Here is a 23,280-nt window from a genome sequence, read left to right on the forward strand (position 1 = left end):
TCGGTATCCCTGGTGTATCGAGTGGATGCCATCGCAGGCAAGCCAGCTCCCACAGAGGCCGTGCTCAGGTTTAGATTTTTCGCACTTTTCAACACCGTTCAACAAGGAATTGCCCCATGGCCTGGATGCCACCGTTGCATACCCTGCTGGCCCCGATCACCGCCGACACCGGTGCGACAATCCAGCAGGTTCAGCTCAAACCGTTGTTCTACGCCGCGCAAAAAGACGCGCTGGCCCGGGCCGGTGATGACGAGGACGACCAGTTCTTTGAGCTGGCGAAACTCGCCACCGGCCTGTCGGAAAAAGAGCTCGACCAACTCAAGCGCCCGGACTACGTGAGCATTGCGCAGTACGTACACGAAATGTCGACGCGCCCGGCCTCGTTCTTCCTGAAACAACAGGACGTGACGACCCACGACCAGCCTGTCCACCTGCTATTGCCCCTGGAAGCCGCCGGCCGAACCCTGACCGAACTGCCCCTGGAAGTACCCGCCTTGCGCGCCACCAAAGTGATGAAAAAACTCGCCACCAACAAAGAGCGCGCCGAGTTCATCACTGCCCATTGCACGGGCCTGATGATCCCCGACCTGGCCGGCTTGACCGTGCCCGACTGGACGGAACTGCAGGAGCGTATCGACGATTTTTTAAATCAACCGGCGGACTTCTTTCGCAGCGCGACATCGAAGTAATCCTCGATGTGGTGCCGCTGATCTACTCGGTCAATGAGGCAGAGATCCTCGACTGGGACGCCGGAAAAGCATTGCGCCGCTACGACATCGCGATCACTCGCCTTGGCGTTAAACAGGAGTAAGCGGGATGCAGAACAGCTATTCGCTCGCATATGCCGTTGCCTTGAATGGCCGGGATGCGTTCGGCAATACAAACGGCGCACATGACGCCGATATCCTCAGCCCCGGTGCGTTGTCGGTTGGCAGCCCACCCCCGTCAACGGATTTGGCGGCCTTGTCCGGGACAGTTGCCGCGCTCGCCAACGCAACGCTGAAACTTGATGAACTGGCACTGTCGCTCGGCTCATTGCGTGAGGGTGTAGATTCGCTCGACACCGCCTTGTCGACGCTGCGGGCAATTGATGTGCGTTCATCCAATGTGGGTGAGCGAACAGAATCGAAGACGGTATCTGAATCCGCTTCGAGCACCTCTGAGGATCTACGCCATACCCGCGAGGCCATGACCCTGGGCAACGCCCAGATACTAGACCTGGCAAGCGCGCTGCAGCATTCAGGCAGCTATTTGAAGTTCGACAAATCCGCGACGTCGGAGAAGTCAGTCAAGGTGCTGCGCGAGGAGTCGAGCGAAAGCAGCAAACGCTTCTCTACAACCCTGGATGCCACATCGGTCTGGGGAGAATCGCTTTGGCTGAAAGCCAAGACGAGCCTGACGGACAGCGCCAATGTCGCCGCTGAAGACTCACCGGTTCTGGCGAGCGCGATCAAAACGGCTGGAGCTGTTACGCCGGTGTTTACCGAACTGTTCTCAGGTTTGGGAGACACGATAAAAAGCCGCGTTGCCGGCAATGTGGTCGATGCGACGCTGGGTAAGCTCCCCGGTGTTGGCAAGCTGTTCAAGGATGGCGGTTCGGAGAAAGACAAAGCGTGCTGCTGTGCGACCGCAACTGAGCGCCCGATTGGAAGTCGACGTTCGCGCTCGCAGGGCTCCCGGGGGAAAAAGAGTTCTCGTCAGTCGTCCTCGCAAAAACAGCAGAGATCTCGAAGCCCTCAAAGCGCGCAGAGCAGGCAAAAGAAACAGCCGCTTGCGCCGAAGACAGCCTCGACCAAACGATCGCCGGCAGGCAGGAAAGGCGGTGTGTTTGCCAGGATTCTAAGCGGCCTCGAACGTGATGCAAAAGCGTTGTTACCGCCGCCGTTTTTAGGCCTGAATGCCGCTGGCCCGGCTCAGCGGTTGCAACCCCGTGAGGGGCTGGCGAACGGTCGAGCAAAGAACCCATCCGCAGGCCCGTCGACCGCGAACAAAGGCCCCGGGCTGATCGAGGCACTAGAGCGCAAGCTCATCCCCATGCCTTTCGAAAGCCGGGTAATGACTCCGGCCAATACTCCCGATTTCAAGCGTGAACCTCTGCCTGGCACGCTGAAGATGCCTGCCAACCCGCTGGGAACCGTGAGTAGATTGGGATTGGCCGGCGCCCGCCGCCTAGGTCCACTGAAGTACGTCGACACCGCCGTGGATGTGATCCAGGGCGTGCGCACTGGTGACGTCAAGGCTGTCGGTTCTGGCCTGAGCACCGCCGGTGGCGCCTGGGCCGGGGCGTCCGCCGGCGCCGCGCTCGGCACCCTGGTTTTCCCTGGTATCGGCACCGCAGTCGGCGGCGCCATCGGTGGCTTGCTCGGCAGCGAAGCAGGCAGTTGGCTTGGGGATAAGTTGTTCGCTTCAAGCGATCGTCTGCCTGCGCCGAACGCCCTGAGTAAAGAGCTCAACAGCGCGCGAACAGACAACGTCCAGGTCACGCTCTCACCGAGCATCCAGATCACCGGCGTCAACCCGGCGGACGCTCAGCAGGTGGTCAATCAGGTGATCCAGGCCCTGCAGTTTCAATGCGTGCCGATGGTTACCGACTCCCTGGGCATCCGGCGCAACGCGGCCCTGGCCGATCCTTCAGGAGGTGATTGATGCGACAACAAATGGTGCTGGGCGACTTTATTTTTGGCTTGTCCCGAGGTTTTGCCTATTCATCGCTGATGCGCAACAGCGACGGCGGTTGGAGTGACCTGGCGATCATTGCCAGCAAACCGCAGTCGCGCCAGAACGGCCAGAAGCTGGAAAAACTCACGTTCAGCGGCACCGCCATGTACGCCGTCGGTATGCAACGCCTGGACGAATTGCGCGCTCTGCAAAATGCGCGGGCGCCGTTGCCGCTGGTTGATGGTATCGGCCGTAACTGGGGCCAGTGGCGGATCAATGCGGTGATGGAAAACCAGAGCCATGTGATCGATGACGGCACTGCCATGGTCATGACCTGGACCCTTGAACTGGAGGAATTCGTCAATGCGTAGAGTGCGAAGTATTGCCGGTGATTCGGTCAACCTGTTGCTCTACCGCGAACTGGGCCGTTGCGATGACGCGGCGGAAGAAACCCTCTGGCGCTTGAACCCTGAACTCGCCGAATACGGCCCGGTACTGCCCGCAGGTGTATGGGTGATTGTGCCTGAGATGCAAGCCAGGCCGGCCGCGGTGCGTCCCGTCCTGGCCTGGGATTAAGGAGGCGGTATGGCACAGGGATTCACCCCGATCGTGGAGTTCTATGGCGCCAATGCGACGCTGCTCAATCAACGCTTGATGCACTGGAGCCACACCGACGCGGCGGGCATCGAGACCGATCGCCTGGAGCTGACCCTCAACATCGAAGGGTTGGAAGGCTTGCCCAGCCTCAGTGGCAAGATCGGCCTGCGCGTCGGCTATCAGGAAACCGGCCTGGTGGAAAAAGGCGAATTTGTCGTCACCCAACGAACCCCGGTGCTCTTTCCAATGCGCCTGATGATCGTGGCCACCGCCGCACCCTTCAGCGGGACGGATAAAAGCGGCTACCGCCAGCGCCGTTCCGCCAGTCATGGGCCGACCACCCTGGGCGCATTGTTCCGGCAACTGGTCAGCCGCCACGGCTTTTCGCCGCGTGTGGCACCCACGCTGGACGGTATTGCGATCGAGCATATCGACCAGTCCAACGAAAGCGACATGGCCTTCATCACCCGCCTGGCCAAGCGTTACAACGCGGTCACCAAGCCGTTCAACGAGCTTTATGTGCTGGCCGAAGCGGGGCAGGCCAAATCACTCACCGGCCAGTTGCTGCCCGAAGTGAAGCTGTCCGTGACACACGACAACCGCCCGGGAAACCAGGCCTTTATCACCGCCAAGCTTGATGAAAAATCGCGCTCCAAATACATGGGCAGCCGCGTCAGCTGGTGGGACGCCGCGGCAGGCAAACAGCGTGTGGTCCAGGTCGGAATAGCCCCGTTCAAGACCTTGCGTCAGCCTTGCCAGAACGAAGCCGAAGCCCGCGCCGTGGCCGAAGGTGAACTGCGCCGCGTGGGCCGTGAAGGCTTGAAGTTACAGATCGATTGCCCAGGCAACCCGTTGCTGGCAGCCGAAGGGTTGCTGGTGCTGGATGACACCTGGCCTGTGTACATGCAGGGGCGCTGGTCGATTACCAAAGTGACCCACGTTGGCGACCCGGCGACGGGGTATCGCAGTTCGATCATGGCTGGTGGGTTGGCGTCTTGATCGTCACCGTTGCACGTTTCGCACGCTCACCACTGACTCGCTACAGGAACCAGGATGCCTATGAATGACGAAGAATTGGCCGCGATCAACCGTTTGATCGCCGCCCTGCAAACCCAGACCGATGGCCAGGTGGCGCTCAACGCAGCCATTCGACTGTTGGCCCAGAGCAACCAGGCATTGGTCGACCTGATCAAGAGCCGAGAACCGGACCCGAATGCACCGCCTTACCTGGACGGCAAACCGGCGCCCTGATCCCGTCTCGACCTGCCTTGTACGCAGCACCATAGCCGTTGCACCCCACAACCCGCCTTCGCGGGTTTTTTATTGTTCATGGAGAACACTCGATGTCGATTCTTACCCAAGGTACCCAGATTTTCGCCCTCGTTCCGCCGGTCTCCGGCACCGGGCCCTATACCGTGCTGGAAGTCGAGCACGCCACTTCGTTCGAACCGGGCGGCGCGCCGGCCGAGCAGATTGAAGACACCAGCCTCAATGCCGAAGAGCGCAGCTACAAGAAAGGTTTGCGCACCCCTGGCACAGCGAGCCTGGGCCTGAACGCCGACCCCACCAATGCCAGCCACATCCGCCTGCACCAGCTGTCGGAAGCCAAGGGCGATACCGGCGTGAAGTGGGCCGTGGGCTGGTCCGACGGCAAGGACGTACTGCCGACCGTCAACGCTAAAGGCGATGGCTTTGAACTGCCGGCGACGCGCACCTGGTTCACCTTCGACGGCTACGTGTCGGACTTCCCGTTCAACTTCGCACTGAACGCGGTCGTGACCACCACCGTCACCATCCAACGTACCGGCGCCAGCGCCTGGATCAAGAAAGCCTGAGAGCCGCCATGAACCTCAAACAACTGAAAGCCAAGGGCGGCATCGTCGATGGCCAACTGGTGAAGAAGGAAATCAGCTGGACGCACCTGGACAGCAAAACTGGCAAGGAAGTGACTGACACGTTCACGTTGCACATCCGCCGCCAGTCCTTTGGCGTGATCGAGCGTCTGTTCAGTCAAGGCGAATCGGCACAGAGCCGTAACGCCAGCTACCTCGCCGCCTCAGTGTCGTTGGGGGCCGAGGGTGATGAAGCCCTGAGTTATGACGATGCCTTCGGCCTTGAGCCGTCATTGGGGTTTGTGATGCTCAATGCAGTCAATGAGGTCAATGGCACCCAGGGTGGCGGCGCAAAGAACTGACGGTCGCCGATGAGTTCTGGCACGAACTGGTGCTGAACGGAGTCGGCGGCCGCACGATCGCCGAAGCCAAGGAACGCATGACCTACCACGAAGCCCTGGCCTGGGGGCGCTATATCGACCGATATGGCTCCCTGCACGCCGGTAGGCGGCTGGAGGCGGGCAGCGCGTTGGTGGCGCTGCAGACCCACCGGCTGGGCGGCGGCACGGCCGAGATGATTGACTTCATGCCCCACGAGCTGCGCCGGGGTGTGTCGCTCGAACGTGCGATGAACGAGTGGCGTTAAGGACGACGCGACTTTCCTTGAAACCCGTTTCGACGGGTTTTATCCATGACCCGGAGAAACCTATGGCAACTGCTTCCCAGGGTAATCTGACGCTCAACCTCGGCAGCCTGGAGCAGGCCCTGGCGAAGGCGTCACGGATTACCGAAAACAGCATGCGCGAGATGCAGCAGAAGATCGAGGACGCCAGCAAAAAGGTCAGCGCCTCTGCCGCAGCGGCGCTACAGGTCACGTCCGGCCAGTTCAAGGGCTTTCAGAGGGCCTATGACCCGGCCACGGATGCGGCAGAAAAATTTATCCAGAAAAATGCGCAGCTGGTGCAAGTGCTCAAGCAGAGCCAGGGTGCGCAGAATGATTTTGTTGGGGCGTTGGATGCGCAGTCCAGTTACACCGAGCGGGCGGGGCTGAAGTTTCCAACGGGTGGGCCGTATGGGGATGCAGCTTCATCGGATCAGGAGGGGATGGCTCTTCTGAGTGAAGAAAAAACTGGGCAGGTTAAAAGTAATTTCGCCGATATGACCCAACTGCTCGATGATTGGCGCGAAGGTGCCAGTGCTGCGTTCAAAGAGTATTCTACTAACGCAGGTACGGCAGCCGAGCAATCGAAGGCGGTGTTCGCCAGTGCTTTTGAGAAGATGGACGCCGCGGTCCTGACGTTTGCGACTACGGGGAAGTTCAACTTCTCTGACTTTGCCACCTCGGTACTTAAAGACATGGCGGCGATGGCTGCCAAAACGGCGGCCTCTAGTGCCCTGAAGTCGTTGTTCAGTTTGGCCGGCTCGGCCATCACCAGTTGGTTGAGCCCTTCTGTTCCAGCAGGTTCAGTGCTGGGGCCAAGCGGGTATCAAAATGAACTCAATGTCTCCGGCATCAAGTATGCCAATGGAGGGGTATTCACCAACTCCATTGCGACCGGCCCCACCCTGGCTCCCATGGCCCTCTTCGGCGAAGCCGGCCCCGAAGCCATCATGCCTCTGAGCCGTGGTTCCGACGGCTCCCTGGGCGTGCGCGCACTGGGCGGCGGTCAATCAGGCAACACCAGCAGCAACCAGGTGGTGATCCAGCAAACCATCAACGTTGCCGACGGCCAAGGCTCAGGCACCGACACCAACGCCCAGAACGTCGCCCGCGCCTATGCCGGTTCCGCCCGCCAGGGCGCCGCCGAGCAGATCGCCCGCGACCTCAAGCCGGGCGGGCAAATCTGGTCGGCCATCAACGGCCGCTGATCATCAACGGCTTACGCCTGGAGAAAACATGAGCACAGAAACTTTCACATGGGTGCCCAAGGTGGAGCCCGTCGGCAGCGTCGAATTTCGCCTGAAGACGGCCAAGTTCGGCGACGGCTACCAGCAAACGGCCGCGGATGGGATCAACAACAAAACCCAGTCCTGGCCACTGACGTTCGTGGGTGACGAAGCGCGCATCAAAGCGATCGTTGCTTTCCTTGATCGCCATGCTGGCGCCAAAGCGTTCAGTTGGACCGCACCACTGGCAGAGCCTGCGTTGTATCGCTGCAAGGGTTACCAGCCAACGCCCATGGGCGCCGGGCTCTACTCCCTGACGGCGACGTTCGAGCAAGCCTTCCACCCCTAGCGCCGCCTCCACCCCGCCGTAGTGCGGGGTTTTCTTTGCCCGGAGAATCATATGTCCATCACCGCAGATATCCAGACCCTGGAGCCCGGGGCCTGGGTGGAGCTTTTCGAGCTCGATGCCACTCCTTTGGGCGCCGAACTGTACCGGTTTCACGGCTACCCCCAGGAATCATCGATCTTCTGGCAGGGCCACGAATATTCACCCTGGCCGATCCAGGCCGAAGGCTTTGAAATGTCGGGGCAGGGTACCCAACCGACGCCGACGCTGGCCGTAGGTAACGTCGGCGGTTTCATCACGGCGCTGGTGCTGTATTTCGAAGATCTGGTAGGCGCGCGGCTGATCCGCCATCGCACCTTGGCCAAGTACCTCGACGGCCAACCCGAAGCCGACCCTGAAGAGGAACTGCCGCCGGACATCTGGTACGTCGAGCGCAAAGTCGCGGAAAGCAGCGAGACGGTGAAGTTTGAACTGGCCAGTGCGCTGGACTTCAACGGCGTGCAACTGCCACGTCGACAGATCGTCGCCAACGTGTGTTGGTGGCTCAGTTGCGGCGGTTACCGCGGCCCTTATTGCGGCTACAACGGCGGGCCGGTGGCGGATGCCAATGACGTGATCGTCACCGACGCTGCCAAGGATAAATGCGGTGGGCGGCTGACTAGCTGCAAGCTGCGTTTCGGCGAGAACAACCCACTGCCCTACGGTTCATTTCCAGCGGCGGGCCTGTTGCGGAGTTGAGCATGAACAAGACCAACCTGGCGGCGATTGCCCGGCACGCCGTGGCCGCGTATCCCCATGAGTGTTGCGGCTTGCTGATTCGTGAAGGGCGCAAGCGTGTGTATGTGCCTTGTCGAAATACGGCGAGCACACCCAGCGAACACTTTCGGCTGGCGCCCGAGGACTATGCCGCCGCGGAAGAACGCGGCGAAATCCTCGCTGTAGTGCACAGCCATCCGGATTGCCCGGCGACACCCAGTGAAGCAGACCGCGTGGCGTGCGAAGCCTCCGGGTTGCCTTGGCACATCGTTGAAGTACGCACCGACGACGACGGGCAGGTGCGCACCGGTGAATGGGCCAGTTGCACGCCAAACGGCTACCAGGCGCCCCTGATCGGTCGCGCCTTCGCCCACGGCGTGCATGACTGCCTGAGCATTATCCTTGACTACTACCGCCGCGAGCTGGGCATCGAGCTGGGTGACTATCAGCGTGAAGACGGTTGGTGGGACAAGGGCGGCAACCTCTACCTGGACAACCTGCCGGCCGCTGGCTTCGTGCAGGTCAGCCAACTGCAACAGGGCGATATCGTACTGATGCAGATCCGCTCGCCAGTGCCCAACCATGCTGCGATCTACCTGGCCGACGGCGTGCTGCAAAGCGAACCCGAACATTACCCGGCGCCAGGTTCGATCCTGCACCACCTGTATGGCCGCGACAGCAAGCGCGACACCTACGGCGGCTACTGGGGTGAGGTGACGGTGAGTTATTGGCGACACGGCCTGCGGGCCAAACATTAACCACATCGGCGGATCATTCGCCGGGAGGATGCCATGCATCATGAAAAAGTCAGGACGGTGCGCCTCTACGGCAGCCTTGGCGCGAGCTTCGGGCGCGTGCATCGACTGGCGGTGAGCAACGCCTCGGAAGCGATCCATGCACTGTGCATTCTGGTGCCGGGGTTTGAGCGTTATTTGATGCAGTCCAAGGACCGGGGCGTGACGTATTCGATTTTCCTGGGCCGCGACAACATTGGCCAGGATCGCCTCAAGGCACCTCCAGGCGCTGCGGATATCCGTATCGCACCGGTACTGGTGGGCAGTAAGCGCGCAGGGTCGATGCAAACCATTATTGGCGTTGCGCTGATTGTGGCGGCGTCGTACTTCTCTGGCGGTCTGGCCTCGGGGAGTTCCTCCACCCTGATCGGTGCTTCATCCACCACTGGCTGGACCTTTGCCGCGAGCATGGGGATTTCCATGGCCATGGGGGGCGTCGCGCAGTTGATGTCGCCGATGCCCAAGGGCCTGGGCACCATGGACCGCCCGGATAATCGCTCCAGTTACAGCTTCAATGGCCCGGTGAACACCAGCATCCAGGGTAGCCCGGTAGGCCTGTTATATGGCGAACTGACGGTGGGCAGTGCGGTGGTCAGCGCGGGTATCTATGCGCAGGACCAACTCTAGCCAACGTTGCGAAGATGACCAGGAGAGTGCTCATGGGATTGGCAGTAGAACAAAATATGATGCGAACCGTCCTGCTATCAGGCTCGCTCGCCAGGCTTTTCGGTCGAGAGCATCGTGTGACCACCACGGGTGGTTTCAAGGACGTGATGGGCTACTTCAAACAGTTTCCCGGCTTTGAACGTTACATGCTGCAGAGCGCTGACAAAGGTTTGCGCTTTGCGGTATTCAACGGCAAACGCAACATTAGCGAAGACGATATCCAAAAGCCTCTTGGCAAGGACGTGATTCGTATCGCGCCAGTGTTAACCGGCTCCAAGCGGGCCGGGGGGCTACAGACCATTATCGGCGCGGTATTAATCGCGGTGGCCTACTACAACCCGTTTGGCTTTCTCACGGGCCCGGCGGCCAGCATGATGATGATGGCAGGTGCGTCCATGGCGATGGGGGGCGTCATGCAGATGTTGTCACCTCCCCCCAAAGGGCTTGGCGCCCAGGATAGCCCCAACAATCGCCCGAGCTACAGCTTCAATGGCCCGGTCAATACCAACGCCCAGGGCAATCCGGTAGGGCTGCTCTACGGCGAGTTGGTCGTCGGCAGTGCTGTGATCAGTGCCGGCATCTACGCCCAGGACCAACTCTAACCGTCCTCCTTTTCACCCAGCCCGCCGAGTGCGGGCTTTATTTCGCCTGAAGGAAAGCCATGACTGACCTCACTCTCGCTGGCAGCAAAGGCGGCGCGTCCAAGCCCCGTCCCTCCGTGGAGGCGCCAGACAGCCTGCAAAGTACGGCCTATGCCCGTATCCTCGATCTCGTCAGCGAAGGCGAGATTGTCGGTTTGAAAAACGATAAGCGCTCGGTGTTTCTTGACGAGACCCCGCTGGCCAACGCCGATGGCAGCCTCAACTTCAGTGGCGTGACCCTCGACACCCGCAATGGCAGCCAGGACCAGTCACATATCCCTGGCTTCCCAGCAGTGGAAAACGAAAGCCCGGTGTCCGTCGAGCTGCGCAGTGATCAGCCCTGGACCAAGTCCTATTCCAACCTGCAACTGTCGGCGGTACGGGTTCGCCTGGCCGTGACGCGGCTGTCGCAGACCAACACCAGCAACGGCGACACCAACGGTTATACCGTCCAGTACGCCATTGACCTGTCCACCGACGGCGGCGCATTTACAGAGGTGCTGGCCGCCGCGTTCAGTGGCAAAACCACCACCAAGTACGAACGTTCCCACCGTGTCGACTTGCCACCTGCGAAAGTCGGCTGGACCTTGCGCGTGCGCCGTATCACGCCGAACTCCACCAGTGGCGCGATTGCCGATACCACCACCGTAGAATCGTCCACCGAGGTGATTGACGCCAAGCTGCGCTACCCGGGCTCGGCGCTGATCGGCCTGCAATTCGATGCCGCGCAATTTCAGTCGATCCCCTCGCGTTCTTTCGAACTGCGCGGGCGCATCATCAAGGTGCCCAATAACTACGACCCGCAAACCCGCACCTACAGCGGTGTATGGGACGGTACGTTCAAATCGGCCTGGACCGACAACCCGACGTGGATCTACTACGACCTGCTATTGCATCAACGCTATGGCCTGGGCCACCTGCTCAACGCCGGCCAAGTGGATAAGTGGGAGCTTTACCGCATCGGCCAGTACTGCGACCAGCCGGTGTCCGACGGCAAGGGCGGCACCGAACCGCGTTTCACCTGCAACCTGTACCTGTCGGTGCGTGCCGATGCACTGAAGGTGCTGCAAGACCTGGCGACCACCTTCCGGGGCATGGCCTATTGGGGCGCGGGTTCCGTGATGGCGGTGGCGGATATGCCGGAAGACCCGGTGTACACCTACTCCAACGCCAACGTGATCGGCGGCCAGTTCATTTACGGCGGTTCGGCGAAAAAGACCCGCTACACCGTTGCCCTGGTCAGTTGGAACGACCCGACGGATTTCTATCGCCAGAAGGTGCAATACGTCGACGACGCCGAGGGTATCGCGCGCTATGGCATCCAGCAAACCGAAATCAGCGCCACCGGTTGCACCTCGCAGGCGCAAGCCCAGCGCATCGGCAAATGGGCATTGCTGACCAACCGCCTGGAAACCGAAAGCGTGACCTTCGCGGTCGGCCTCGACGGCACCCTGGCGCGGCCCGGCCAGATCATCCGCGTGGCGGACAACGACCGCGCAGGCCGCCGCATCGGCGGGCGCCTGCGTGCCGCCACCCTCGACACCCTCACCCTGGATGCTGAAGTCACCGCCACTGCCGGCGACACCATCACCCTGGTGATGCCCAACGGCAAGGCTGTGTCCCGAGAGGTCAAATCCGTCAGCGCCGCAGGCGCGGATGAGCAGTTGGTTACGCTGCAAACCAAGCTCGACGACATGCCGCCGGCTCAATCGATCTGGGCCATCGACTCCGCGACCCTGGCTTTGCAACAGTTCCGCGTACTGTCGATCTCCGAAGACTTTTCGGATGACGAAATCAAATACAGCCTCAGCGCGGTCAAGCACGTACCGAGCAAATTTTCCGCCATCGACAACGGCGCCAAAATCGACAGCCCGCCGATCACGGTGATCCCACCGAGCGTGCAAGCGGCACCGACCGGCGTGATGGTCAGCAACGACCATTTCGTCGAGCAGGGCAGCGCGGTCAATGTCATGACCATCGAATGGCAGCGAGCGGCCAATGCCATTGCGTACGAGGCTTACTGGCGCAAGAACGACGGTGAATGGATCTACGCTGGCCGCACGGGCGGCAGTTCTATCGAAGTGTCCGGCATTTATGCCGGGCGCTATGTGGCCAAGGTGCGGGCGATCAACGCGTTGGATATCGGCTCGTTGTATAGCGAGTCGGTGGAAACCGTCCTTAACGGCAAGACCACACTGCCGCCGACCGTGGCAGCGCTGACGACGGAATCGTTGGTGTTTGCGATCAAGGTGAAATGGCAGATTCCGCAGGGAGTGAGCACGGCGGATTTGCAGCGTACGGAAATCTGGTACGGGAAGACTGCCGAGTTGGCGCTGGCGACCAAGTTGGGGGATTACGCGTACCCGCAGACTGACTTGACCATGATGGGGCTGGCGGCGGGGGCGTCGTTGTTCTTCTGGGCGCGGTTGGTGGATCGCACGGGCAATATCGGGCCTTGGTTTCCGACCGGGTCTGGGGTACTGGGGCAAAGCAGTTCGGATGCCTCTCCGATTCTCGATCTGATCGCAGGCAAGATTGGCGAGACGGAGCTGGGTAAGCACCTGGTGGATCGAATCGAGCTGATTGACGGTGTGGGCGTGGGCTCGGTCAATGAGCGCCTGGACAAGACGCGCAAAGAGTTGGAGGGGCTAGTAGATCAGGTAACGGATGCGTTGCTGTTTGATTCGGCCAGGGCATATGCCAGTGGTGAGTTTGTGCGGTTGGGCAATCACCTTTACCAGGCTGTTGTTTCGGTGCCTGCTGGAAATACACCGCCGAATACAACGTATTGGTTGGACATCGGCACGCTTGTGCAAACCACCGCGGCACTGGCTGCACACATACAGCAGAACTCGGCGGCAATTGCTCAGCATGGCAGCGACATCAACGCTCAGGCCCAGCAACTGAATGCTGTGAAGGTCACGGTTGATGATCCGGTCAGCGGCGTAAGCGCTACAGCGAATGGGTTGAACACCCTGAAGGCTACGGTGACCACGCTGGATGGCAAGGTCACTACCACGGCAGAACGGGTTGATGGCATCTCCTTGCAGGTTAACCCTTCTATGCAGGGTGACGAAGCTGGGTGGCAGGGTTCCGAACAGCAGAGCGTCGGCGTCTGGTCGATTCAGTCGGCGATTATCGAGGGCGACCTGATCCAGGGGCAGCGCACGGACGTACTGGAAGTAAAACATGCTGCGAACTCGGCAGCTGTTCAGTCTGAACAGACTGCACGTATTAGTGCCGACGGGGTATTGGGTAGCAGGATCGATACGGTTATGGCGCAGACCAACGCCAACAAAGCGGCTGTCCAATCCGAACAGATTGCACGTATCAATGCCGATGGCGCTCTCGGCAGCAGGATCGATTCCGTCACTGCACAAACCGACGCCAATAAGGCGGCTGTTCAGAGCGAGACTACCGCGCGTACAAATGGCGATCAGGCGCTCGGCCAACGCATCGACACCGTCCAAACCACGGTAGGTGGCCAAACATTGGCCATCCAAACCAACGCGACGGCTATTCAGACTGTGGAGGGCAAGGTCACGGCCAACTGGTCTGTGCGCATGCAGTACGACGCGGGCAAAGGGCAGTATTCCTATGCCGGTATCGGGCTTGGCTTAGAAAATGGACCGGGTGGGTTGGAGAGCCAATTCATCATCAGTGCTGATCGGTTTGCAGTAGGGCAGAAAAATCAATTTCCATTTGTAATTCAGGACGGGCAGACGATTATTGCTGATGCCTTTATTGGGAATGGGACTATTACCAATGCCAAGATCGGTAATTACATTCAATCTAATAATTATAAGGAGGCGGAGCGAGGTTGGAGGTTGTTCTTCGATGGAACATTCGAAATCAACGGTTCGGTGCCAGGAACAGGAAGAATGCTGATGAATAATCGAGCGATAAAAGTGTTTGATTCGGTTGGTACCCTTAGGGTTCAAATGGGAGATTTGAGTGCATGAGTTTTGGACTTATAACATTCAATTCTACGGGGGCTTCCATTAACACAATGACAGGCCAGGCATTGCGGGTTATAGAGAAGTTTTCGGTAGAGGCACTGACAAAAGGAAGTAAGGCTGTACCTGGGTATGGTCCTGCTAATGCTTATCTCTATTCGATACCCATAGGGTGGGCCGGGCAGGTAGGTGTCTCCGCTTCTCTTTTAGAGGGACAAATAGTCTGGGGCTATGAATGGTACTACCGCCCAGCTTATTTGTGTTCTAGTGTGCTAATTTTGGTGGCGTACAAATGAACTTTGGATTAGCGGTAAGAAATTCGGATGGGGAAATCCTCGTCGACTCTACATTTTTGAATTATTCCTTGGCTGAGTCTGGTACTACGAACTGTGCGATTGGCCTTACTTCTATCCGATTCGCGGCAATAATCACTTCACTCGATCCGCCTATCGCCTGCGCTGCCCAGTGGCTGGGTAAAGGACAAATAGGAGGAATCACACCGATAGGTTCGGTCGGAGCGTGGACAGGTTTTTCTGTTCGGGTGAGGCAAGCAGACATTACGTTGAACTGGCAAGCGTATACGACGAATTTACCCCCTGATGAAGAGTGGTCTTTGTCGGTATTCAACGATGTCAGCAATAGAGTTTTTGATGCTAGTCGGAGAATGCTCACATTTTCTGGAGAGGTATCCGGTAAAGCAGAGGATTGGGTTAGGGTGAGTGGTAGTCCTTTTGTAAATGGTCGTGACGATCTCTATCACTATCGGAAGGCTCCGATAGAGAATGGGCAGTATGTAGCCATAGGGGTACTTCCTTTTGCATTTTTTGGGATTACCAATAGCAGTCGTGGACAGGTATCGGTGGTTACGGAAGTAGGACTGGGTTGGGCTGCTAGTGGAATACCCTTACTATTTTTGGAGTCTTTTATGGATGCGCCTTCCGGTATGTTTTTAGGTGGTATTCCTGGTGCCGTAGTTTATGACTTTCCTGCGATGCCGATTTTAAATATCTAAAAGCGCTACATTAAGCACAGCTCTAATGAGATGTCCGAGGGGTCTGCGAGATACACGATGCATTTGGCGTTGTTTCACTTGCACCTGAAGGTAGTGGGTGGAACTACAGAGTGAGAGTGAGGGGGGAATGAGCATTGGACGCTAGCAGTGCTCTAGTCATAACGGTTAAGTTAAAAAAAACGCAGCCCTATGAGTGGCTAGTCTCATTTTCTCTACATTGTGAAGTCAGATAACAATCCCAGTAGTGGTACATGCTGTTTTTAACAGATGACTTATGTTTTTAACGTCCGCCGTAGTGCGGTTTTTTTTGCCTGTTTTTGGGAGCTTCAAATGGCACGACAAGAAATTGATCTGGGCACGCGCCCCAGCGGTGTGGGTGGTGATACTCCACGTAGTGCGATGATAAAGCTCAATGCAATGACCGCAGAGTTATATCAGGGGGATGCTTTGGCCAAAGCCAGCGGCTGGGGGGCAAGCGTTCCTATCTCTATGAAACCTACAGATAGCGCCGACGCCCTACCGGCCATCAATGGTTTGTTCATGTTCGGCAATGGTGGGGTTTCGCTCCCGTCGAGCTATGTTTTTATCATTCAAACTGTAAGTGGCGCCGGTGGAGGACATGTACGACAAATCGCTTTCGACTTGCTCAGTGAGCGCGAATGGAGCCGGCAATATGCCCAAGGAACAGTCGCTAAGCCTTGGCAAAGTGGCATATATGGCGAGTTGGATATTGACGCCGCACTCATGGTGCGCCGTCGTCTCAAAATCTTTAACCCCTATACTTACGTTGCCAATATCGATGATGTTTCTATTGCCCAAGTTCAAGGGTATGGGTACGTCTCTCTGAATACCGCAGGCACCCTGCCCTCTGGATATGCCTATGGAGTCGTCAACACGGTGCTGAATCCAGGCGACCAGGTGTTTCAGGATTTCGTAGGTTTGACTGGTCTTCCAGGCGCTACCCAGAACGCTTATAGGCGTACGGGTTATGGCACCAGTGAAACGCGCTGGGGTCCTTGGCGATTGGTCATGGACAGTGCCAGTGCACTGCAACCGGTAAATGATGGTGAGCGCAGCGGGTTGATGGACCTGACCATGATGAATGGTAATGCTGCCGTGTGGCGCTACAAGAACGGGAAAGTCGTCATGCATATCTGGACCGGCACAAGTGTGACGCTGCAGCCTGGGGACATCATCACCCAAATCGTTGCGCTCCCTGTCCAAGTTGTCGATCCACGTTTCGCCGTATGTGAGGTTAATTTCCAGCCGACCATTAGTTATGACCATTTCGGAATCACCACAAAATGGGTCAACGCAGACGGTGGTTCAGTAGGATTTAGTTGCCGCAACGGTGCAACGGCGCAGCAGTTTACAAACTTCAAGGTACAGGTAGTGGGGGCTTGGAAATGATCATTATCAAACTGTTTGCCGTTCTGATGGATGGCGAGTTGACGGCTAGCCTTGAGGGCGAGCTATTGACCGTTGGCGAAGATGTCTTGGATCTGTCGTTGATTCCCGACGGTTATCAAGTCAAGTCCAGCGACGTCGAATGTAAATGGTTGGCACCCATGTCGGTGATTGAGCGTAACAACGGCGTATTGAGCTTGACCCTAAAGCTGCCGGTAAGCGCTGATTCGCCTGAGTTCATGCGCAACCCGGAACCGTTGGCCGTTACGAGCGAGGGGCCTGTTTCTATTCCAAGAGCGCCGGTTATTGCTGCACCGGTTATCAAACCCATCGAGGTTGATGTATGAGCCTGATAAAACTTAACGCCCTTGAGAAAATTGGCAGTGTCGCTGAGGACGGCGAGCTGATCAGGACGAAGGCAGTCGCTTATCTGCAATCAACCGACTGGCAGGTGATCGCCAAGTATGAGCGTGCCCGACCCATTCCTGATGACGTGATGCAAAAACGCAAGGCAGCGTTGGATATCGTCAGCGGTGTATCCAATGTCGAAACTTGACTGCTTGTCGCGCGTTTTTATCACCTGGAGATCTTAATGATGATGACGCCGCAGCAGTTACTACAGATCCTCCCCGACGCCGGCCGCCAAGCCGGCGTTTTTGTTCCTGCCTTAAACATCGCAATGCATGCGTATGACGTTATTACCCCGTCGAGGATGGCTGCCTTTATTGCGCAGGTTGGGCATGAGTCTGGACAGTTGCGCTGGTTGAAAGAGTTTTGGGGGCCGACCGCTCAGCAGGCGAGGTATGAGGGGCGCACTGATCTGGGCAATTCGGTGGTGGGGGATGGTTTCAAATTTCGCGGCCGAGGCCTGATACAGGTCACGGGGCGGGCTAATTATGCTGCCTGTGGCGAGGCGCTGGGCCTGGATTTACTTGGTCATCCGCAGTTGCTGGAACAACCTCGATGGGCATGTGAATCCGCCGCCTGGTTCTGGCAAAGCAACGGGCTCAACGAGCTGGCTGACAAAAACCAGTTCACCACCATTACCCGGCGTATCAACGGCGGACTCAACGGCCTGGAGGGCCGCCTGCAGTTGTGGGCGCGGGCGAAGGCGGTGCTATGCGTTTCCTAAGTGTGTTGCGGTGGATCGGCATATGCCTGCTCATGGCGCTGGTGTGGCAGTTGCAGGCCTGGCGATATGGTGCGCAGCTGGAGCATCAGGCCGCTTCCCATTTGCAAGCGTTGAACCAGCAAAACCAGGCGGCGCTGAATCGGCAGAGGACGGAACAGGAAAAGCGCCTGGCCCTTGAGCTACAGCTCACCACCAGCGACCAGCAACACACCCAGGAATTAAGCGATGCCCAACGCAACCAAGTGGCTCTGCGCGATCGCCTGGCCACTGCTGATGTGCGGCTGTCAGTCCTTCTCGACACCACCGCCACTGGCTGTACAGTACCAGCCGCCTCCACCCCCGGCGGCGTGGTTCATGCAGCCCCGCGAGCCCGACTTGACCCGGCGCATGCTCAGCGAATTATCCGCATCACCGACGACGGCGATAGCGCCCTGATCGCCTTGCGCGCTTGCCAGGCCTATGTGCAGGCCGTCGCGCATTAGTCTCTTGATGCACTCTGTATCTTGCATGGCCGATAGGCTCCTGTAGGGTAGGCGAACCCCCGCCCACTCCTGGAGACGACTGTGAAGGAAATCACTCAACTGGCTGCCGAACTGGGGCGCCGTTTGCAGGTGCTCAGTGCCCACGTCACCACTGCCGAGTCCTGTACCGGCGGCGGTATTGCCGAAGCCATCACGCGGATCCCGGGCAGTTCGGCCTGGTTCGAGGCGGGCTATGTCACTTATTCCAACCGGCAGAAGACCCGGCAACTGAATGTGCCGGAAAAGCTGTTTGCCAAAGTCGGGGCCGTCAGCCAGGAAGTGGTGGAAGCGATGGCCCGCGGCGCGCAGGAAAAAAGCCTGGCGCGGTTTGCCGTGGCGGTCAGCGGTGTGGCCGGCCCCGATGGCGGCTCGCCGGACAAGCCGGTGGGCACCGTTTGGCTGGCCTTTGCCGTGGGCGACGAGGTGACCGCCGAGCTTGCGCACTTCCCCGGCAACCGCGACGAGGTCCGCCGACAAACGGTAAAAGCCGCGCTGGAGGGCTTGTTGCGACGAGCTGCAGCAGAAATAGACAATCAGGGGTAGGCGATCACCGATCTTTGTGGAACAATACTGTCTACTTATACAGGTGTTGGCCGTCAGGCCTTATTGATTACGTGAGGACTTTAATGGACGACAACAAGAAGAAAGCCTTGGCTGCGGCCCTGGGTCAGATCGAACGTCAATTCGGCAAGGGTGCCGTAATGCGTATGGGCGATCACGACCGTCAGGCGATCCCGGCTATTTCCACTGGCTCTCTGGGTCTGGACATCGCGCTCGGCATTGGTGGCCTGCCAAAAGGCCGTATCGTTGAAATCTACGGTCCTGAATCTTCCGGTAAAACCACCCTGACCCTGTCGGTGATTGCCCAGGCGCAAAAGATGGGCGCTACCTGCGCGTTCGTCGACGCCGAGCACGCCCTGGATCCTGAGTACGCCGGCAAGCTGGGCGTCAACGTCGATGACCTGCTGGTTTCCCAGCCGGACACCGGCGAGCAAGCCCTGGAAATCACCGACATGCTGGTGCGCTCCAACGCCATCGACGTGATCGTGGTCGACTCCGTGGCGGCCCTGGTGCCCAAGGCTGAAATCGAAGGCGAAATGGGCGACATGCACGTGGGCCTGCAAGCCCGCCTGATGTCCCAGGCGCTGCGTAAAATTACCGGTAACATCAAGAACGCCAACTGCCTGGTGATCTTCATCAACCAGATCCGTATGAAGATCGGCGTGATGTTCGGCAGCCCGGAAACCACCACCGGTGGTAACGCGCTGAAGTTCTACGCTTCGGTCCGTCTGGATATCCGTCGTACTGGCGCGGTGAAGGAAGGTGACGAGGTTGTCGGTAGCGAAACCCGCGTCAAGGTCGTGAAGAACAAAGTGGCCCCGCCATTCCGTCAGGCTGAGTTCCAGATTCTCTACGGCAAGGGTATCTACCTGAACGGCGAGATGATCGACCTGGGCGTACTGCACGGTTTTGTCGAGAAGTCCGGTGCCTGGTATGCCTACAACGGCAGCAAGATCGGTCAGGGCAAGGCCAACTCGGCCAAGTTCCTGGCAGACAATCCGGATATCGCTGCCACGCTTGAGAAGCAGATCCGCGACAAGCTGCTGACCGCAGCGCCGGACGTGAAAGCGGCTGCCAACCGCGAGCCGGTAGATGAAATGGAAGAAGCCGATACTGACGTCTGAAGCAAACGATGACTGTTGTACTGGATACACTCGTCGCCGTTCGGCGCACTGCGATGGACCTGCTCGCTCGCCGCGAGCATGGTCGAGTCGAGCTGACACGTAAGTTACGTCAGCGCGGCGCAGAGCCAGAGATGATCGAAACAGCCCTCGACCGGTTAACGGAAGAAGGGCTGTTGTCGGAAGCCCGTTACCTTGAAAGCTTTGTGTCTTACCGCGCACGTTCCGGTTACGGCCCTGCGCGGATTCGCGAGGAGTTAAGCCAACGTGGACTGCAACGTGCCGATATTGACCTTGCGCTACGTGAGTGCGGTATCAATTGGCAGTCGCAGTTGGAAGACACCTGGCGTCGCAAATTTGCGGGGCATCTTCCGATTGATGCCAAAGAACGTGCGAAGCAAGGTCGCTTCTTGAGTTATCGCGGGTTTTCGATGGACATGATCAGCCGCTTGTTGAGCGGCCGGGATATGGACGACTGAACGCCAAAAAACAAAAGGCCCACTATGAAAATAGTGGGCCTTTTTTTTTGCCTGCAAAAAATCACGCTGTCTCTGGCGTCATCCGTTGCTGGGCCTTGCCCTGAGCCTGTGCCCAGTTCTCCGGCAGGTTGATGTAATCCACCAACTCCCGCAATCGCCCCTGATCGCGACCGTTGAAATTGAACACCAGGCGCGTCAAATGGCTGAATCTCGGTTCGTCATGGTCTTCGCCCGTATAGGCGAGTTGCTGGAATTCGCCACTGAGCCGCAGGCTGGCAAACGCTTGCTGCATATGGGCGAGGGCGCGCTCACTCAGGGGATGATTCATGCGCACCACAAACTCACGCTTAAGCCAGCGGGTGGAGTGGAAGTTGGCGTAGAACTGGTTGATTTCGTCTACGGCCTCTTCGGCGCTGTAGACCAGGCGGACCAGTTTGAGGTCGGTGGGCAGGATATAGCGATTGGCTTCCAACTGACTGCGGATGAAATCCAGGGCGCCTTGCCAGAACCCACCGCCCGGCGCATCCAGTAGCACGACCGGCACCAGTGGGCTCTTGCCGGTCTGGATCAGGGTCAGCACTTCCAATGCCTCGTCGAGGGTGCCGAAACCGCCAGGGCACAACACCAGTGCGTCGGCTTCCTTGACGAAGAACAGCTTGCGGGTAAAGAAGAAGTGGAATGACAGCAGGTTGTCGGTGCCATCAATGGTTGGGTTGGCATGCTGTTCAAAGGGCAGGGTGATATTGAACCCTAGGCTGTGCTCCAGGCCCGCACCTTCGTGGGCCGCGGCCATGATGCCGCCACCGCCACCGGTTATGACCATCAGGTCGGACCGTGCCAACGCCGCACCTACCTCTCGGGCTAGCGCATACAGCGGGCTTTCCACTGGCGTACGCGCCGAGCCGAATACCGTGACTTTGCGCCGGCCCTTGAATTGTTCGAGCACCCGAAAGGCATGGTCCAGTTCGCGGATGGCCCGCAGGGTGATCTTGGCGTTCCAGCGATCACGGTCGTCCTGGGCCATGCGCAGGACGGTGAGGATCATGTCTCGATAAAGGGAGATATTCGGGCTGTTGGGGGCGATCAACTGAATTTGTGCGTCGACCTGCTGGGTGAGGTCGGTCCCGTTTTCTTCAAAATGACGAAGCAACAAATCATTCGATTCATAAGGCATTCAATTTCTCCTTCTCTACAGGGCCTGGGTAGTCGACGAGAACGTCGCCTGGGCCACGACACTGCTTGTGTCGCGGCATGCCGCAGGAGGGCAGGCCTTTTTTGCCCTGAAAATGTGACAGAACAGCGTTAAAAACTGTGGTGGGCGGGCATCTGGGATGAGCTGATCATGGGCCGAAAAACCCTTGGCTGGCAACCGCTTATTGATGGCTCATTAGGCAGTTTAGTCGTTGACAGCAAACGCAGCGGGGGCGTGCGCGCCGCTGGGCAGCGGCGCGGGAGGGGCAAGCAAAGGTTACTTTTTCTTCTTCGTCGGAGCCGGGCAATCGGCCTCTGCGAACTTGACCGAGGCCACCGGGCGATTGGTCTTGTTCTCGGTGATTTCATAGCGCATCACTGCGCCCTTGGCCATCAGCTCGCGGTAGCCCGGGTTGGTGCATACACTGCGGCCCAGCTGGAAATACACAGCCTTGGGGTTGGCGCGCATCTGTTCGGCACGGTCAGGCAACACGCTGAGGTGATCGATCAGTTGCATCCCTTCAACGGTGTAGGCGACTTCCAGGGTTTTTTCGTCGATTTCCCGGGGCAGGTCCTTGTTGCTTTCGGCCGCGACGCTTTGCAGCTTCTTGTTCATTTGAGCCTCCAGCAGCGAGGCCGCGTGGGCGCCCATAGGCAAGACCAGCGCAAGGGCGACGGATGGGGCAACAAGGCGCAGCATGGAACGCAGCATGAAACTCTCCTGATTCGGTTACTGGTGCATAGACCAGCCACTGGGCTGTGCGTTCAGTGGCGCGCAATTATAGGTGAGCCCTTGCCACTACAGCCAGGCGTATCGCTGGTAAACTGCGGGACTTATGTTTTCCATGAGTTTTGTTCCGTGTCGATTTCTTCTACTTCGCCGCGTGCCCGATGAGTCACGCCGTCTCCCGTTTGCGTACCCAGCGTCTGGCGCGTGCCGTCAGGCCGTTTCTCAATCGGGGTTCCCGTGCTGAGCGCTGTCCCGGCTGTCGGGTCATTCCTGAGTACTGCCTGTGTGCCTGGCGGCCTCAGGTAGAAGCCAAGTCCGCCATGTGCCTGTTGATGCATGACGTTGAACCGATGAAGCCCAGTAACACGGGCTGGCTGATCGCCGATGTCATACACGACACCACCGCGTTTGCCTGGTCGCGTACCGAAGTCGACCCCGAGTTGCTCAGGTTGCTGGCCGACCCGCAGTGGCAACCCTACATCGTATTTCCCGGTGAATTCGTGGCGCCGCAACGGGTGGTCAGTGAAGTGCGCGTGGAGGAGGGCAAGCGCCCACTGTTCATTCTGCTGGACGGCACCTGGAGCGAAGCGCGCAAGATGTTTCGCAAAAGTCCCTATCTGGAACATTTACCGGTGCTGAGCCTGGCGCCCGAACAGTTGTCACGCTACAAACTACGGCGCTCCAAGCGCGATGACCATTTCTGCACCGCCGAGGTGGCGGCGCTGTGCCTGGAGCTGGCCGATGACCTGGCCGCCAGCGAAGTGCTGGATGCCTACCTTGATGTGTTCAGCACCCATTACCTGGCTGCCAAATTCCAACTGTCATTGGATGCGGAGGACACCGTGCATACCCGCCTTGCACCCTACATCCCGGCGGGATAACCAGACGACGTTTGCATGATGGCACTGTAAGCCCGCAACCCGCTAAAATCCCCACGGGCGTAGTGCTTGACCCTCCAGGCTACGCTGGGCATGCTGTGCGCCGATTGGGCGC

Annotated in this window: 28 protein-coding genes; 26 read left to right on the forward strand and 2 right to left on the reverse strand. The window is 58.6% G+C overall.

Going from position 1 to position 23,280, the window contains the following annotated elements:
- Nucleotides 1-116 precede the first annotated feature (116 nt).
- The 25 genes from AB9N64_RS24185 (at nt 117) to recX (ending at nt 20,366) form a co-directional block, all read left to right on the forward strand.
- Nucleotides 117-689 carry a phage tail assembly protein gene (locus tag AB9N64_RS24185; RefSeq protein WP_371359709.1) on the forward strand — a complete coding sequence of 191 codons (573 nt, stop codon included), beginning with the start codon at nt 117-119 and terminating at the stop codon, nt 687-689.
- A gap of 127 nt (nt 690-816) precedes the next feature.
- Entirely contained in the window at nt 817-2,646 is a 1,830-nt protein-coding gene (locus tag AB9N64_RS24190; protein ID WP_371359710.1) for a phage tail tape measure protein, read from the forward strand.
- Nucleotides 2,646-3,029, forward strand: a complete 384-nt coding sequence (locus AB9N64_RS24195) for a phage tail protein (protein ID WP_371359711.1) — start codon at nt 2,646-2,648, stop codon at nt 3,027-3,029. Before AB9N64_RS24190 ends, AB9N64_RS24195 begins: the two co-directional genes overlap by 1 nt.
- Entirely contained in the window at nt 3,022-3,234 is a 213-nt protein-coding gene (locus tag AB9N64_RS24200; protein ID WP_017137071.1) for a tail protein X, read from the forward strand. Before AB9N64_RS24195 ends, AB9N64_RS24200 begins: the two co-directional genes overlap by 8 nt.
- Nucleotides 3,235-3,243: 9 nt before the next feature.
- Nucleotides 3,244-4,254, forward strand: a complete 1,011-nt coding sequence (locus AB9N64_RS24205) for a phage late control D family protein (protein ID WP_371359712.1) — start codon at nt 3,244-3,246, stop codon at nt 4,252-4,254.
- Nucleotides 4,255-4,308: 54 nt separating this feature from the next.
- Nucleotides 4,309-4,506 (forward strand): hypothetical protein, encoded by a 198-nt coding sequence (locus AB9N64_RS24210; protein ID WP_228391189.1) that lies wholly within the window; start codon nt 4,309-4,311, stop codon nt 4,504-4,506.
- A gap of 92 nt (nt 4,507-4,598) precedes the next feature.
- The gene (locus tag AB9N64_RS24215; RefSeq protein ID WP_032893279.1) at nt 4,599-5,090 is read left to right on the forward strand and encodes a phage tail tube protein; all 492 of its coding nucleotides are present in this window, start codon (nt 4,599-4,601) and stop codon (nt 5,088-5,090) included.
- 8 nt (nt 5,091-5,098) lie between these two features.
- Complete coding sequence (locus AB9N64_RS24220) at nt 5,099-5,449, forward strand: phage tail assembly chaperone family protein, TAC (protein WP_032893278.1); 351 nt, start codon at nt 5,099-5,101, stop codon at nt 5,447-5,449.
- Nucleotides 5,450-5,478: 29 nt separating this feature from the next.
- On the forward strand, nt 5,479-5,733 hold the full coding sequence (locus AB9N64_RS24225) for a hypothetical protein (protein WP_032803291.1): 255 nt from the start codon (nt 5,479-5,481) through the stop codon (nt 5,731-5,733).
- Between the two features lie 62 nt (nt 5,734-5,795).
- Complete coding sequence (locus AB9N64_RS24230; RefSeq protein WP_371359714.1) at nt 5,796-6,956, forward strand: phage tail tape measure C-terminal domain-containing protein; 1,161 nt, start codon at nt 5,796-5,798, stop codon at nt 6,954-6,956.
- Nucleotides 6,957-6,984: 28 nt separating this feature from the next.
- Nucleotides 6,985-7,323, forward strand: a complete 339-nt coding sequence (locus tag AB9N64_RS24235) for a phage tail protein (RefSeq protein ID WP_032893276.1) — start codon at nt 6,985-6,987, stop codon at nt 7,321-7,323.
- Between the two features lie 51 nt (nt 7,324-7,374).
- Nucleotides 7,375-8,058 (forward strand): phage minor tail protein L, encoded by a 684-nt coding sequence (locus tag AB9N64_RS24240; RefSeq protein ID WP_057021849.1) that lies wholly within the window; start codon nt 7,375-7,377, stop codon nt 8,056-8,058.
- 2 nt (nt 8,059-8,060) lie between these two features.
- Nucleotides 8,061-8,834 (forward strand): C40 family peptidase, encoded by a 774-nt coding sequence (locus AB9N64_RS24245; RefSeq protein WP_098949392.1) that lies wholly within the window; start codon nt 8,061-8,063, stop codon nt 8,832-8,834.
- Between the two features lie 33 nt (nt 8,835-8,867).
- Entirely contained in the window at nt 8,868-9,497 is a 630-nt protein-coding gene (locus tag AB9N64_RS24250; RefSeq protein ID WP_371359715.1) for a tail assembly protein, read from the forward strand.
- A gap of 32 nt (nt 9,498-9,529) precedes the next feature.
- Nucleotides 9,530-10,138 carry a tail assembly protein gene (locus tag AB9N64_RS24255; protein ID WP_072434279.1) on the forward strand — a complete coding sequence of 203 codons (609 nt, stop codon included), beginning with the start codon at nt 9,530-9,532 and terminating at the stop codon, nt 10,136-10,138.
- 59 nt (nt 10,139-10,197) lie between these two features.
- The gene (locus AB9N64_RS24260) at nt 10,198-14,139 is read left to right on the forward strand and encodes a phage tail protein (RefSeq protein ID WP_371359716.1); all 3,942 of its coding nucleotides are present in this window, start codon (nt 10,198-10,200) and stop codon (nt 14,137-14,139) included.
- Between the two features lie 286 nt (nt 14,140-14,425).
- Nucleotides 14,426-15,145, forward strand: coding sequence for a hypothetical protein (locus AB9N64_RS24265; RefSeq protein WP_130174742.1), 720 nt, complete (start codon nt 14,426-14,428; stop codon nt 15,143-15,145).
- Nucleotides 15,146-15,475: 330 nt separating this feature from the next.
- Nucleotides 15,476-16,555, forward strand: a complete 1,080-nt coding sequence (locus AB9N64_RS24270) for a hypothetical protein (RefSeq protein ID WP_130174743.1) — start codon at nt 15,476-15,478, stop codon at nt 16,553-16,555.
- Entirely contained in the window at nt 16,552-16,899 is a 348-nt protein-coding gene (locus tag AB9N64_RS24275) for a hypothetical protein (protein ID WP_130174744.1), read from the forward strand. The genes AB9N64_RS24270 and AB9N64_RS24275 overlap by 4 nt, the downstream gene beginning before the upstream one ends.
- The gene (locus AB9N64_RS24280; protein WP_057012114.1) at nt 16,896-17,108 is read left to right on the forward strand and encodes a hypothetical protein; all 213 of its coding nucleotides are present in this window, start codon (nt 16,896-16,898) and stop codon (nt 17,106-17,108) included. Before AB9N64_RS24275 ends, AB9N64_RS24280 begins: the two co-directional genes overlap by 4 nt.
- Nucleotides 17,109-17,144: 36 nt before the next feature.
- The gene (locus tag AB9N64_RS24285; RefSeq protein WP_130174745.1) at nt 17,145-17,684 is read left to right on the forward strand and encodes a glycoside hydrolase family 19 protein; all 540 of its coding nucleotides are present in this window, start codon (nt 17,145-17,147) and stop codon (nt 17,682-17,684) included.
- The gene (locus AB9N64_RS24290; protein WP_371359717.1) at nt 17,672-18,166 is read left to right on the forward strand and encodes a lysis system i-spanin subunit Rz; all 495 of its coding nucleotides are present in this window, start codon (nt 17,672-17,674) and stop codon (nt 18,164-18,166) included. Before AB9N64_RS24285 ends, AB9N64_RS24290 begins: the two co-directional genes overlap by 13 nt.
- A gap of 81 nt (nt 18,167-18,247) precedes the next feature.
- Entirely contained in the window at nt 18,248-18,748 is a 501-nt protein-coding gene (locus AB9N64_RS24295) for a CinA family protein (protein ID WP_020301157.1), read from the forward strand.
- A gap of 83 nt (nt 18,749-18,831) precedes the next feature.
- Nucleotides 18,832-19,890 (forward strand): recombinase RecA, encoded by a 1,059-nt coding sequence (recA, locus tag AB9N64_RS24300; RefSeq protein WP_014717176.1) that lies wholly within the window; start codon nt 18,832-18,834, stop codon nt 19,888-19,890.
- Nucleotides 19,891-19,898: 8 nt separating this feature from the next.
- Nucleotides 19,899-20,366, forward strand: coding sequence for a recombination regulator RecX (recX, locus tag AB9N64_RS24305; protein WP_014717177.1), 468 nt, complete (start codon nt 19,899-19,901; stop codon nt 20,364-20,366).
- A gap of 61 nt (nt 20,367-20,427) precedes the next feature.
- Here the strand turns inward: recX and AB9N64_RS24310 are convergent, their stop codons facing one another.
- Together AB9N64_RS24310 and AB9N64_RS24315 are read right to left on the reverse strand one after the other, a co-directional pair.
- A complete protein-coding gene (locus tag AB9N64_RS24310; protein WP_020301155.1) occupies nt 20,428-21,540 on the reverse strand; it encodes a TIGR00730 family Rossman fold protein in 1,113 nt (370 codons plus the stop codon).
- A gap of 294 nt (nt 21,541-21,834) precedes the next feature.
- Nucleotides 21,835-22,269 (reverse strand): PA3611 family quorum-sensing-regulated virulence factor, encoded by a 435-nt coding sequence (locus AB9N64_RS24315; RefSeq protein WP_014717179.1) that lies wholly within the window; start codon nt 22,267-22,269, stop codon nt 21,835-21,837.
- A 179-nt stretch (nt 22,270-22,448) separates the two neighbouring features.
- Here AB9N64_RS24315 and AB9N64_RS24320 point away from each other — a divergent pair, with 179 nt between their 5' ends.
- Nucleotides 22,449-23,168, forward strand: a complete 720-nt coding sequence (locus AB9N64_RS24320; RefSeq protein WP_014717180.1) for a tRNA-uridine aminocarboxypropyltransferase — start codon at nt 22,449-22,451, stop codon at nt 23,166-23,168.
- Nucleotides 23,169-23,280: the final 112 nt, after the last annotated feature.

It is taken from the genome of Pseudomonas sp. KT_2_4, assembly GCF_041410225.1.
GTDB classification, from domain to species: domain Bacteria; phylum Pseudomonadota; class Gammaproteobacteria; order Pseudomonadales; family Pseudomonadaceae; genus Aquipseudomonas; species Aquipseudomonas paracarnis.

Excerpts from the sequence above, each read along its gene's own strand:
- AB9N64_RS24285 (WP_130174745.1), top strand. The coding sequence starts at position 17,145 with ATGATGATGACGCCGCAGCAGTTACTACAGATCCTCCCCGACGCCGGC.
- AB9N64_RS24310 (WP_020301155.1), bottom strand. The coding sequence starts at position 21,540 with ATGCCTTATGAATCGAATGATTTGTTGCTTCGTCATTTTGAAGAAAAC.
- AB9N64_RS24220 (WP_032893278.1), top strand. The coding sequence starts at position 5,099 with ATGAACCTCAAACAACTGAAAGCCAAGGGCGGCATCGTCGATGGCCAA.
- AB9N64_RS24240 (WP_057021849.1), top strand. The coding sequence starts at position 7,375 with ATGTCCATCACCGCAGATATCCAGACCCTGGAGCCCGGGGCCTGGGTG.
- recX (WP_014717177.1), top strand. The coding sequence starts at position 19,899 with ATGACTGTTGTACTGGATACACTCGTCGCCGTTCGGCGCACTGCGATG.
- AB9N64_RS24270 (WP_130174743.1), top strand. The coding sequence starts at position 15,476 with ATGGCACGACAAGAAATTGATCTGGGCACGCGCCCCAGCGGTGTGGGT.
- AB9N64_RS24200 (WP_017137071.1), top strand. The coding sequence starts at position 3,022 with ATGCGTAGAGTGCGAAGTATTGCCGGTGATTCGGTCAACCTGTTGCTC.
- AB9N64_RS24195 (WP_371359711.1), top strand. The coding sequence starts at position 2,646 with ATGCGACAACAAATGGTGCTGGGCGACTTTATTTTTGGCTTGTCCCGA.
- AB9N64_RS24230 (WP_371359714.1), top strand. The coding sequence starts at position 5,796 with ATGGCAACTGCTTCCCAGGGTAATCTGACGCTCAACCTCGGCAGCCTG.
- AB9N64_RS24265 (WP_130174742.1), top strand. The coding sequence starts at position 14,426 with ATGAACTTTGGATTAGCGGTAAGAAATTCGGATGGGGAAATCCTCGTC.
- AB9N64_RS24260 (WP_371359716.1), top strand. The coding sequence starts at position 10,198 with ATGACTGACCTCACTCTCGCTGGCAGCAAAGGCGGCGCGTCCAAGCCC.
- AB9N64_RS24250 (WP_371359715.1), top strand. The coding sequence starts at position 8,868 with ATGCATCATGAAAAAGTCAGGACGGTGCGCCTCTACGGCAGCCTTGGC.
- AB9N64_RS24210 (WP_228391189.1), top strand. The coding sequence starts at position 4,309 with ATGCCTATGAATGACGAAGAATTGGCCGCGATCAACCGTTTGATCGCC.
- AB9N64_RS24275 (WP_130174744.1), top strand. The coding sequence starts at position 16,552 with ATGATCATTATCAAACTGTTTGCCGTTCTGATGGATGGCGAGTTGACG.
- AB9N64_RS24255 (WP_072434279.1), top strand. The coding sequence starts at position 9,530 with ATGGGATTGGCAGTAGAACAAAATATGATGCGAACCGTCCTGCTATCA.
- AB9N64_RS24235 (WP_032893276.1), top strand. The coding sequence starts at position 6,985 with ATGAGCACAGAAACTTTCACATGGGTGCCCAAGGTGGAGCCCGTCGGC.
- AB9N64_RS24320 (WP_014717180.1), top strand. The coding sequence starts at position 22,449 with ATGAGTCACGCCGTCTCCCGTTTGCGTACCCAGCGTCTGGCGCGTGCC.
- AB9N64_RS24185 (WP_371359709.1), top strand. The coding sequence starts at position 117 with ATGGCCTGGATGCCACCGTTGCATACCCTGCTGGCCCCGATCACCGCC.
- AB9N64_RS24315 (WP_014717179.1), bottom strand. The coding sequence starts at position 22,269 with ATGCTGCGTTCCATGCTGCGCCTTGTTGCCCCATCCGTCGCCCTTGCG.
- AB9N64_RS24280 (WP_057012114.1), top strand. The coding sequence starts at position 16,896 with ATGAGCCTGATAAAACTTAACGCCCTTGAGAAAATTGGCAGTGTCGCT.
- AB9N64_RS24290 (WP_371359717.1), top strand. The coding sequence starts at position 17,672 with ATGCGTTTCCTAAGTGTGTTGCGGTGGATCGGCATATGCCTGCTCATG.
- AB9N64_RS24245 (WP_098949392.1), top strand. The coding sequence starts at position 8,061 with ATGAACAAGACCAACCTGGCGGCGATTGCCCGGCACGCCGTGGCCGCG.
- recA (WP_014717176.1), top strand. The coding sequence starts at position 18,832 with ATGGACGACAACAAGAAGAAAGCCTTGGCTGCGGCCCTGGGTCAGATC.
- AB9N64_RS24190 (WP_371359710.1), top strand. The coding sequence starts at position 817 with ATGCAGAACAGCTATTCGCTCGCATATGCCGTTGCCTTGAATGGCCGG.
- AB9N64_RS24215 (WP_032893279.1), top strand. The coding sequence starts at position 4,599 with ATGTCGATTCTTACCCAAGGTACCCAGATTTTCGCCCTCGTTCCGCCG.
- AB9N64_RS24205 (WP_371359712.1), top strand. The coding sequence starts at position 3,244 with ATGGCACAGGGATTCACCCCGATCGTGGAGTTCTATGGCGCCAATGCG.